At 36.1% G+C, this 11,131-nt stretch carries 9 protein-coding genes; 2 read left to right on the top strand and 7 right to left on the bottom strand.

All coding sequences use genetic code 11. The features are described 5' to 3' along the window. A partial coding sequence (locus ABWO41_RS10120) for an agmatine deiminase family protein (RefSeq protein ID WP_353137302.1) occupies window positions 1-993 on the top strand: 993 nt, incomplete at its 5' end. 27 nt (window positions 994-1,020) lie between these two features. Then, window positions 1,021-1,761 (top strand): DUF6250 domain-containing protein, encoded by a 741-nt coding sequence (locus tag ABWO41_RS10115; RefSeq protein WP_353137300.1) that lies wholly within the window; start codon window positions 1,021-1,023, stop codon window positions 1,759-1,761. Here ABWO41_RS10115 and ABWO41_RS10110 read toward each other — a convergent pair. The 7 genes from ABWO41_RS10110 to ABWO41_RS10080 all read right to left on the bottom strand — a co-directional run. After that, the gene (locus tag ABWO41_RS10110) at window positions 1,758-3,038 is read right to left on the bottom strand and encodes a bifunctional folylpolyglutamate synthase/dihydrofolate synthase (RefSeq protein WP_353137298.1); all 1,281 of its coding nucleotides are present in this window, start codon (window positions 3,036-3,038) and stop codon (window positions 1,758-1,760) included. The two genes, ABWO41_RS10115 and ABWO41_RS10110, sit on opposite strands and share 4 nt — an antisense overlap. A 182-nt stretch (window positions 3,039-3,220) precedes the next feature. Next, window positions 3,221-4,054, bottom strand: coding sequence for an energy transducer TonB (locus tag ABWO41_RS10105; protein ID WP_353137296.1), 834 nt, complete (start codon window positions 4,052-4,054; stop codon window positions 3,221-3,223). After that, window positions 4,054-4,452: an ExbD/TolR family protein gene (locus tag ABWO41_RS10100; RefSeq protein ID WP_353137294.1), complete on the bottom strand. Its 399-nt coding sequence runs from the start codon at window positions 4,450-4,452 to the stop codon at window positions 4,054-4,056. The genes ABWO41_RS10105 and ABWO41_RS10100 overlap by 1 nt, the downstream gene beginning before the upstream one ends. A 1-nt stretch (window position 4,453) precedes the next feature. Further along, window positions 4,454-5,143 (bottom strand): MotA/TolQ/ExbB proton channel family protein, encoded by a 690-nt coding sequence (locus ABWO41_RS10095; RefSeq protein WP_353137292.1) that lies wholly within the window; start codon window positions 5,141-5,143, stop codon window positions 4,454-4,456. A gap of 25 nt (window positions 5,144-5,168) precedes the next feature. After that, on the bottom strand, window positions 5,169-6,221 hold the full coding sequence (locus ABWO41_RS10090; protein ID WP_353137290.1) for an HU domain-containing protein: 1,053 nt from the start codon (window positions 6,219-6,221) through the stop codon (window positions 5,169-5,171). A gap of 45 nt (window positions 6,222-6,266) precedes the next feature. Beyond that, window positions 6,267-7,973: a TonB-dependent receptor gene (locus ABWO41_RS10085; RefSeq protein WP_353137288.1), complete on the bottom strand. Its 1,707-nt coding sequence runs from the start codon at window positions 7,971-7,973 to the stop codon at window positions 6,267-6,269. A 128-nt stretch (window positions 7,974-8,101) separates the two neighbouring features. Further along, the coding region (locus ABWO41_RS10080) for a tetratricopeptide repeat protein (RefSeq protein WP_353137286.1) at window positions 8,102-11,131 on the bottom strand (3,030 nt) is incomplete at its 5' end.

Below are 11,131 nucleotides of genomic sequence, written 5' to 3'. Positions count from 1 at the left end.
AAACATGAGGCTACCTGGTTAAGTTGGCCACATAAAGAAGCCAGTTGGCCGGGTAAAATTGATACTATATATAAGCCGTACGCAGAGTTTATCAAATATTTGTCTTTGACAGAGAAAGTAAGAATAAATGTGCGTGATGAACAAATGAAAGCATTTGCTTTACAACACATAGAAGCCGCCGGAGCAGACTTGTCTAAGGTCGAGTTCTTTTTTCATCCAACAAATGATGCCTGGTGCAGAGACCATGGTCCGGCTTTTTTAATTAATCCTAATGCCGAAATCAAAAAGGTAATTGTAGATTGGGGATTTAATGCCTGGGGAGGTAAATATCCACCTTTTGAGTTGGACGACGTTATTCCTACTAAAATAGGCGAACATTTTAATATTCCTGTTTTCAACCCCGGAATTATTATGGAGGGTGGATCTGTCGAGTTTAATGGATCGGGAACTATTTTAACCTCCAGAAGCTGTTTATTGAATGAGAATAGGAATCCACATTTAAATCAGGAGCAGATAGAACAATATCTGAGAGATTTCTATGGTATGGAACAGATTTTATGGGTAAGCGACGGAATTGTAGGAGATGATACCGATGGTCATATTGACGATACTATTCGTTTTGTAAATGAAGATACCGTACTTACCGTAATTGAGGAAAATAAAAGCGATGAAAATTATGAGCTTTTGCAAACTAATTTGAAAGAGCTTAAAGAAATGAGGCTTTTAAATGGGAAACAATTGAATATTATAGAGCTTCCTATGCCTGACCCGGTAATATATGACGATTGCAGATTACCTGCTTCGTATGCTAATTATTATATCAGTAATGGTCACGTTATTGTTCCAACTTACCGATGTGACAAAGACCAAAGAGCTATAGATATTATTGCCGCTCATCATCCTGACAGGGAAGTAGTAGGTATAGATTCTACAGATATCATCTGGGGTTTGGGAAGTTTTCATTGTTTAAGTCAGCAGGAGCCTTTGATTTAATAAGAATATTTGGCTATTTTTATTTCCATGAAAAGGAATAGCCTTATTATTTTATTCTCTATAAATCTATTATTTCTAACCACAATTTCCGCACATAAAAGAACTGATTATAAGAAAAAGGTTAAGGAAGACGTGGATACCATAAACGTTGGTGGCGATAGATATCGTGTGAAATGGCTATTAAGGGAAAATTTTGAAAAAGGAAACTGGCAAAATTCCTGGGTGTTGGAAGCAACAAAAGCAGATGTGGAAATAAAGGATGGGAAACTTCATCTCTTAGACTATGGAATAGGTACAACTTTATGGTATAAAAACGAATTCCCTGCTAATATCATTATAAGATATAAAACCCAAACCGAAGAAGGAATGGCAGAGAATAAACTCAATTTTAATCATATATCACATGCTACCGAGACTGATGGTTCGATTCTGAAAATTGGAAAAGAATCTAAGCGTACAGGTGCTTATACTCAATACCATCAATTTCCCAATTATATAGCAACATTAACATACAAACATTCCAGACTTAGAAGAGACCCGGGATTTGAACTACTAAGTGATAGTAAAGAAGCTGCTGCTTTAGACTCAATTTATGAAGTGGTTTATTCGGTATATAATGGCAGAATAAGATACTACTTAAACGGAGTAAAAATACATGACGTAAACGACCCCAAAAATGCGCTTCCCGGTGGTAAGTTCGGACTAAGGACCTGGAGTACTAAGGCGTGGTGGGATGATATTGAAATAGGAGTGTTAGAGAAACTTTAAACCACTTCTGCTACTACGAAAGTACTTCCTCCTACAAAAACTAAATCATCAGCAGTAGCATTGTTTTTAGCTGTTTCCAATGCCTTTTGTATACTGTCGTAGTAATTTCCCTCAAGCCCATAAACAGCTGCTTCAGCAGCTAGTTCCGCAGGATTTTTAGCCCGCTCGAAATCGGGAGCGCAGAAATAATAAATTGCCTGCTTAGGAAGTAACTGCAAGACTTTAGAAATATCTTTATCCTTTACCATACCTAACACCATGTGCAATTGTTTATACGGTGTTATGGCGATATTTTTTAATACTTCCTTAATTCCGTCCTCGTTATGTCCGGTATCGCAGATTACCAATGGTTTTTTCTGTAAGGTTTGCCATCTCCCCATCAGTCCGGTTAACCCCTTTACATTTTTTAATGCTGTTTTGATATGACTTTCAGAAATAATAAAACCCTTTTTTCTGAGTTCATCTACAGCTGCGAGGACTGTTTTTATATTCTTTAATTGGTATAAGCCTGTTAAATCCAGTTCAAGATTGTCGGACTCATTTCCCTTATCCACTTTAACCAAAATAGTAGAAGAATGACCTTCAATAAACTCGGTTTTGAAGATGTCCTGTGCAAAATAGATCGGGCTGTGTTCCTGTTCAGCTTTTTCTTTAAATACAGGTAAGGTTTCCGGTAAATATTCACCAATAACTACGGGAGTTTCTTTTTTAATTATTCCCGCCTTTTCGAATGCAATCCTATCCAATGTATCTCCCAAAATCTGCATGTGGTCGAAACCAATATTGGTGATAACAGATAATTCGGGAGAAATGATATTCGTCGAATCCAACCTTCCGCCAAGACCAACTTCTATTACGGCAATGTCAACTTCTTCGTTTGCAAAATGATTAAAAGCCATTGCTACAGTGACTTCAAAGAAAGAAGGGGAAATTGTTTCGATACTTTTTTCCTGATTTGCTACAAAATCAGTGACTTCTTCTTCAGAAATCATCTCCCCGTTTACTTTAATGCGCTCTCGGAAATCTTTAAGATGAGGAGAAGTATATAAGCCTGTTTTATAACCTGCAGTTTGTAGAATAGCAGCGAGCATGTGAGACGTAGAACCCTTACCATTAGTGCCGCCTACATGTATGGATTTAAACTTTTGATGTGGATTACCTAAAATTGTACAGAACTTAGCCGTATTGGTAATGTCTTTTTTTATGGCAGAAGCTCCAATTTTCGTAAACATGGGCAATCTGCTGTATAAATAGCTTATTGTCTCTTGATAGGTCATTTTTAGATATGAGTATTGAGATGTGTGATTTGAGACAAGTTTACTCCACATTTTTTAGCAAGCTCCTGTTTGTGTGGTTCATGCTAAGTTTATTCATGAGGGACAAGCGGAAGCTTGCGCCAAATCAATTGTTAAACAAATCCAATCTTCAGTATTTCTTCTTCGGTCTTTTAGCTTGAAAACTACTTCACTTTAAAATTAAAGGTAATGAATCCAATTTGGGTTTCCGGAGCTGATTCTAATGTATTAAATCTTGAACCCAGGGCCGCTCTTTCACATTTATCCCAAAGATCATTATCGGTTAGTGTTGTTCCTCTTGCACCCGCTTTGGCAGCAATTACATTGCCGCTTTTATCTACTCTAATCTCTACTACTACTTTGCCAGATTTTTGACCATCGTCTTTAATAACAGGCGAAGCTACGAATCTTCTGCTGGCAATAGAAAGTGCAACACCACCATTTCCAGATCCTGTTCCGTCATAATTGTTAGCTAAAGGGTCCCCCAAAACTTTACCCTGGTTTCCTGCCTCATTGCCAGTACCATCTCCCTGTCCGGTTCCCTGGCTTTTTTTGCCTTTATATAGTGCATTCTGATTAACAACAGGCTTGGTTTCTTTTACTTCTGTATTCTGAGTAGGAGCAGTATTGGTTTTCTCTGTTTTTGTTTTAACAGCAGGTGCATCCTCAAAATCCTGTGTTACAATATTATTTTCTGCAGTTTGGGTGTTCGTTTGCTGCGGAGTGACTTCTGCGTTGGGTGTAATTTTATCAGGAGCTGTTTCATTGGCGTTTGGATCGGCAGAAGGTTCTTCAACACTCATATAATCATCGCCCATGCCAATATCAGAAGTACCATAATTCACAATAATACCCCCGGTACCAATTTCTTCCATTGGTTCGGCTCTGTTAATAATATAGAAAATGCTTAATATTAAAAAGCCTCCCAAAAGCGCAATAGAAATAGCTATGGCTTTTGGATAATTATTATCCGGGCTCGATTTTAATAAATTAATCATTATTCTTTTGTCTCTGTTGCCAACACCAGTTTTACCCTCAGTTTATTGGCTATATCGGTCAAATTTACGATGTTTTCTATAGCAATTGTTCTATCTGCATATAATATAATCGTCAATTCGGGATTAGCCTGTTGATAAGGCAATATCTTTTGTTCCAATGCTTCAAACGGAACGGGTTCTTTTTCTACGTAATACTGTAAATCCTTCGTAATGGATACATTTATGGTTTTTTGAGGCACCGCCTGTCCTGAGCTGGAACGCGGAAGAAATAGTTTTACCACATTAGGGTTCACTACCGCTGATGCCAGCAAAAAGAAAAGCAGCAAGAAGAACATAATGTCGTTTAATGCGTCAGTATGTACTCTAACTTGTGGCCTTTGTCTTTTTCTAAAGTTCATCTTATCTTCCTGGTTCTTCTAATAAATCAATAAACTCGATAGAATCTGTTTCCATTTTTAAGATAACCTTATCGATCATCATCATCAGGATATTATAGAAAACATAAGCTATAATACCTATAATTAATCCCGATGCAGAAGAAATCATTTTTACATAAAGTCCACCAGAAATTGTACCTATTTCTATAATCCCTTTAACAGATACATCGTGGAAAATAGTAATTACCCCGATAATGGTACCAACGAATCCAAGCATTGGCGCAATACCGGCTATGATACCCAGGATTCCGACATTCTTTTCTAATTTTGAAACTTCCAGCTTTCCTACATTCTCAATAGCACCTTCAATTTCTTTTATTGGTCTGCCCACTCTCAGTAAACCCTTTTGTAACATTCGCCCCAAAGGAGTATTGCTACTTTTACATATGGCTATTGCCGAATCTAAATTTCCGGTTTTTATACTTGATCTTACCTGCAAGATCAGCTGGCTTTCGTCTTTAGATGCCTTTTTAATAGTTAAATAACGCTCGAAGAAAATAATCAATCCTAATAAAGCTAAGAGCGTTAACGGAATCATAACCCAACCTCCTTTAGTTAAAAGTTCGAACAAACTTAACTCTTGCTGAGGGAGCTCTTGCTGCATCGCCTGAATGGTGTTTGAAAATGTATCGACTGTATCTTGTAAAAACATAGTGTTATTTTGTGTTTTTTAGTTTTTAATTATGACTGGGTATTACAAATATAAAAGCTTCGGGATTTATTTCCTGCTTTATCTTTTTTAACTCTTTTTCTGCGTCTGCCATATGATAAAATGAGCCTACGCTTATTTTTTTCATACTGTCATCGGCATCCCTTACAACATGTGCATCTATACCAAATGCTTTTAATCTTTTTATCTCACTTAGAGCCTTAGACTCTGTTCGCCATGCACTAATAACGATTTCATAACGCGTAGTAGCCTTATTTGTTATAGGCTTAGCCTCAATAGTTATAGTTGCAGAGTCTTTTACTTTTTCGGCATTAAGTCCCTGTTTTTTTAACTCTTCCTCTATATCTATTTGCTCTTTATAAATAGAATCTGCTATTTGTTTATTTAAGCTGTCCGTATCAGCAATAACAGCAGGAGCTGTAGCAACAGGCTTTGGATCCGGATAAACCTGTTTCCAGGCATTCTCTACAAGATCAGGCCTGTATTGATAGACAGCAAAACCACCTAAAGCCAGAATAATTAATGTCAATAAAATATACAACCAGGTTTTGGATCTGGTTTCTTCTTCCGGTATGTAGTTGTCTTCAATAGCAACGCTTAAAGCTTGCTCGGCCAGAGAAAAATTAGTATTGTTTTCTGGCGATTCGGTAATTGTTACCGGTACTGGTACTTGTTTTAACTCCTCCTTAGGGATTACCAGAACAGGTAAACCAAAAAAAGAACTATTGAGATCTACACTTTTTTCAAAAACAATTACATCTCCCTTCTTTTTAAGTTTACCTAAATTTTCAATAGATATTTCCCCCGAGTTAGAAAATGCTTCTTTGATTTTGTCTGTTAAAGAACCAATGAAACCGTTTTCTGCATCAGAAACTTCACCTGAATCATTTAATTCATTAGGGTTGTAATGGAATGAAATATCTTCTTTCGGAGGAAAGAAACTATTCTTGTTTTCATCGAAAAATCCTTCGATTCTTTTTTTATAGAAAGCACCGATACCAGGTAGGGTTACCCGATTGTTTTTTTCTATAAGTGTTCTCAGATTGAAGGAAATTTCCATTTTGTCCGTAAAAATAGCTTTTTTATACAACGAAAAAAAATGCTTTTAAAATCCGTAACTAACTCCTCCAAGTATATTAAATCCAAAATTAGGATAGTACAAATACCTTTGGTAATCTGCTCCAAAAAGGTTGTTTACTTTAATAAAAGCAGCCAATCGCTTATTGTGCTGATATTCTGCACCTACACCAAAATCAGCAAAAGCTTTTAGCGTTTTTATATTAAATTGAGGGTTTGTTGATGCGCTGGGGTCAAAATAATATTCTTTAGCTTTTGTTTCGCCCTGGAAATATAAGTCAGCATCCAGTTTTACTTTTTTAGCTATTTTAAAAGACGCATTACTGCTTAACCTAACAGAAGGGTGGTGCCATGCATTCAGTTCGTGTTTTAAATTGTACTGGTTAAGCTCTAACTTACCATCTATCCTGGCAATATCAGAGAATTTAACATTAATTTCTCCGGTTATGCCCAATATACTGGTATTTCCGCTTTCGTACTCTAAGTTAAAAGTCTCTTTACGAGTAGAATCATTTACGAAGTAGGCAAAATTATCGATGTTTTTATAGCTTACATAAGCCTTGTAGCCAACGTTTGCTGATAAGGTGCCTTTAATACCGCCCGTAATATTGAACTTTTCTACCTGATTTCTGATATCAATATTCTCGTTAATGAAAGGGTTTACATAACTTATATCTTTCAATCTCGTTTTATTCACATTACCGTCAAGTTTTGCGAATAATCCTAAATAATTTTTGACTAAGGAGAAGTCTATACTTGCATTAGGAAAAAGATTAGATTTCGAATTAGTTCCAAATTCTGCTATATAATTAATGCCAGCTGTTAACTTGAATTTTTCCCCGTCTATTTTAATAAAAGGATTTACGCTAAAAATGTGATTTTGCAAAGAGTAAGCCAGGTCTTTACTGGTAGTAAAGTCCAGAAGACCATTTGCCCCAATTTGGAATTTACTCAGATTTTTGCTTAAACCTCCTGAAAGAGCAAAAGCGGTCTCTTTTCCTTCAAACAGATTTCCAAAAATATAGCCATTTACTTTTGCTGCGTAAGCAAATTTATCCATATCACTGGGGTCTATTCTATTATAGATTATCCCATCTCCCTCGAATAAATTGAAACGTTGTTTTTTAGGATCAGGATTAAAGTTTGGATCGTCGGGATTTACCCCATAGAAATAATTGCTGCGACGGTTATAATTTAATTTTCCATCAAGTACAATATTGTCTCCAATGCTTCTTCCATATATTCCGACAAGCTGCTCGGCCATTTTCTGCTTATTTAAATCGCCCTGGCTATTTGCCCAGTGATTAAAGTTGAAACCAGCCTGCAATGCTTCATCCCGGTCTGTGCCGATATGTAGAGCGCCTAAAGTGCTTCCCAGGTTGCCCACACCAAACTTCGCAAAGTTGTTATAGAGAGTTTCTTCGCCTTCTTTAATTAATTTCTGAGCTTCGAGTGCGCCAATTTCAGAATCAAGCTGCAGTCTTTTATCTAAGGGACTGTATTTTACTCTGGGATTAAAAACCCGTTTTTCGTTAAGATCCGGGTTCCTTCTAATTTTTACCGCATCGGCAAGTATGGGTTTGTAAGACCTAACAACCTCAATCTCTTCTGTTACGGCAGCTTTTGGATTTTCTTCTTCCTTCTTTTCTTCCGGTTTAACCTGTGCAAAAAGAGGCATATTTACTCCTAACAGGCAAATTAACAAGTAACGGTTCAAATTATATGATAGTTTCATCTATTTTTTATTGTTTTTATCTGTCAGATGGAACCTTTTATAGTTAAAATATTAACAATATTGGGTTTCATAAAACTGCTTTATTTAATAAGAGCAATAAACATTGCCCGGTTTCTTGTTTCTTATTCCTACTTACTGTTATTTAATTTTTGTAGTTTTTCCTTTGCTTCAGGTAAGATGTCATCATCACCTTCGTAATTGTCTATAATACTTTGCAGGGTGCTTTTAGCCTGGAAAGTATCTTTAAGTGCAACGTAATTATCGGCTAAAAGAATAAAGCTCTTTGCTACCCAATAATCGTAATTAGGCATATTATTAATCAAATCGAAACAGGTTTTTTGAGACCCTTTATAGTCCTTTTTCTCGTATTCGATTTTTGCGATCAGGTATTTGGCCTCGGCTGCTTCAACTGTTTTGGATTTTTTAACCAATGCCTCAAACTCCTTTTGAGCCGCTGCATTTTCGCCTTTAATTAACTGGGCCTTACCGGCGTATAAAGTGGCTAAATCTTTATCCTGTTCAGAAGACTTTTCGTATTCACGAATAATTTGAGCATATTTTAAAACTTCTTCCGGAACATTTAAACCTTCGTAAGCTTTCATTAAATTATTAATAGCGAACTGATAGTTTGCTTTATATTCCGATGCAATTTCCAATTTCTTAAGATGCACAATAGCTTCATTGTATTGTTTGTTTTTTAAGTAAATGGAAGAGATGCTAATTAAAGCCCGTTCTGTGTATTCACTTGTCCAGTCATTTAAAATATACTCATAATCTATAATAGCAGGAGCGTACTTGCCAATGTTTTTATAGCTTTCTGCTCGTATAAACTTGGCATGTTTGTCTTGTATAGCTTTCGGGAATTTATCGAAATAAGCATTAATAGACTCTATTGCGCCGTTCCAGTCACCTCTTAAATATCTGGCATTTGCTGCCTGGAACATAATATTATCCTGTTCTGCCACTGTATAGTTTCCTATAGAAGTAGTGTTTGCATAATTAATAAATTCTGTAGCGTTACCAGAGTCAATGTATATTTTTTCTATTAATTTTATAGCTTGCTGAGCTTCGTCTGTAGATTTATAATCACTTACAACCTTCTTGAATGCTTCTAGTGCTGCAGTATCATTTTGCTGATCATAATAAACCAATCCAATTGTAACTAAAGCTCTTGGTACGTAAGAACTGCGAGGATATTTCTCTATTAAACCAACAAGATCCGAGCGTGATTTCTCTCCCTGGCCTATTAGAAAATAAGTATACGCGATTTCAAAACCTGCATCATCGGCATAATTAGAATTAGGGAATCTGGTCAATAAAGATTGTAAGGTTGCTATTTTGGTATCAGGCTGGTTCACCAGGCCTTCTATAACACCCCTTTGAAACAATGCATAATCTTCACTTGCAGTTTTAGAAGCAATAATACGATTGTAGTATGACAATGCTGCCCCGTAGTTCTTAGAACCAAAATAAGCATCTGCCAATCTTAATGTGGCATCGTTAATGGTAGATTGATCTTTTTCGTTTCCTTTTAAAAATCTATCCAGATAGGTAGCCGCTTTTCCGTAATTTTCACCCTCTAACGCAGCATAACCCAATGCGTAATTGGCATAATTGAAAAGATCTGTTTTCCGTGATGCTGGCATTTTCAGGAAATTTTCAAAATAGTTCACAGATTCTCCGTATTTCCTGACTTCGTACATAGATTCTGCACACCAGTAGGTTGCCAGAGCATGAATTTCAGGATCAACCGGAAAGGTGTTAGATTTTAAAAACATACCAATGGCATTTTCAAACGCTCTTTCGTTATAAAACTCCAAAGCTCTGAAATAGGTTACTTTTTGGTATGCCTCTTTCGCATCTTCGTCTTTATTTTTAATACCTTCAAGAATATCAATGGCTTCCCGGTAATTTTTTGTGTTTAATAAAATGTTGGCTAATAGTGTTTTAGCTTCGTTCTGTTTTGGAGATCGCGGATAATTTTTTAAATAAGTTTTGGTAGCATCTAAAGCTATGTTGTGAAATTCCAGTTCATAAGAAAGCTTGGCAAAGTTGAACAATGCGTCTTCCTGTATCTCGGCATCGAAATTCATCTTTGAACTTTCCAGGAAGGCATTTCTGGCGCCTTGTTTATTGGTCGTTTTCAGATAAGAATCCCCTAAAGTGTAAAAGCCAAACTGACTATGGGCGTTCATATCCGAATTTAGCTTAATTAACTGTTCTACAGCTTTGTCGTATTTCTTTAATTTATAATAAGTATATCCGATTTGATAGGAGTCCTGGTTATTTTGACTCTTACCCCCATCATTAGCCATAAATTTCTCGTAATATTTTGCAGCGTTAATATAATCTTCCTTTGCAAAATAAGAAGCAGCAACAATTCTGAACATTTGTGTCTCGTATTGTTGTTGAGTAGTATTCAGGATAGGAATAGCGTAGGCAATAACATCATCATATCTTTTATCTAAAAAATAAATTGCCGAGATGTAATAAGGATAGCTTCGTTCGTAATTTTTGGAGTTTTTCAGCCTTTCGAAGCTTTTTAGAGAGGCTTTGTAATCCTTATCCAGATAGGCAATATACCCATAATAGTAAGTAGACTGTTCTGCGTATTCAGATTTGGTATCCTGCACCATATTAAACAGAGGCTTAGCGTCTTGGTAGTTACCAGTCTCAAAATAGGAATAAGCTGTCTTGAACTTATATTCATTAGCTTCTTCTCCTGCCATATCAATGGTACTAACTTTTGTAAACCAATTTAAAGCCTCCTGGTAATTTGCCTGTCGGAAATAATATCTTCCGACCTGAAAGTAAGCCTGCTTGGTTTTTGCATTTTCCGGATGTTGCCTTATAAAAGTTAGAAAAAGATCTATAGCGTCATCATTTTTTAACTCCAGAGCACATAAAGCTCTGTAATATTGAGCGTTTATTTTAATTTCTGAAATATCAACCCGGTTATCGGTTTGTTCTGATGTAATATAATTTAGCTTTTCTACCTCTCTGAATAGGGAAGAGGCGGTAGCATATTTGCCTTTTTCTAATAATTCAAGTGCATTTTTATACCTATCGTTGATTTGATATTGTAGAGGTGTTTGTGCTTCCAGATTTATTGCTGTATATAAAATAGAGGCAGTTAGGGTTATTTTCTTAAGCATAAT

Origin of the sequence: Pseudopedobacter sp., from assembly GCF_040392825.1 — a bacterium.
GTDB lineage: Bacteria > Bacteroidota > Bacteroidia > Sphingobacteriales > Sphingobacteriaceae > Pseudopedobacter.
Note: the sequence above shows the minus strand (reverse complement) of the source record. Positions and strands in the feature narration are given on the sequence as shown.

Excerpts from the sequence above, each read along its gene's own strand:
- ABWO41_RS10115 (WP_353137300.1), top strand. The coding sequence starts at position 1,021 with ATGAAAAGGAATAGCCTTATTATTTTATTCTCTATAAATCTATTATTT.
- ABWO41_RS10110 (WP_353137298.1), bottom strand. The coding sequence starts at position 3,038 with ATGACCTATCAAGAGACAATAAGCTATTTATACAGCAGATTGCCCATG.
- ABWO41_RS10105 (WP_353137296.1), bottom strand. The coding sequence starts at position 4,054 with ATGATTAATTTATTAAAATCGAGCCCGGATAATAATTATCCAAAAGCC.
- ABWO41_RS10100 (WP_353137294.1), bottom strand. The coding sequence starts at position 4,452 with ATGAACTTTAGAAAAAGACAAAGGCCACAAGTTAGAGTACATACTGAC.
- ABWO41_RS10095 (WP_353137292.1), bottom strand. The coding sequence starts at position 5,143 with ATGTTTTTACAAGATACAGTCGATACATTTTCAAACACCATTCAGGCG.
- ABWO41_RS10090 (WP_353137290.1), bottom strand. The coding sequence starts at position 6,221 with ATGGAAATTTCCTTCAATCTGAGAACACTTATAGAAAAAAACAATCGG.
- ABWO41_RS10085 (WP_353137288.1), bottom strand. The coding sequence starts at position 7,973 with ATGAAACTATCATATAATTTGAACCGTTACTTGTTAATTTGCCTGTTA.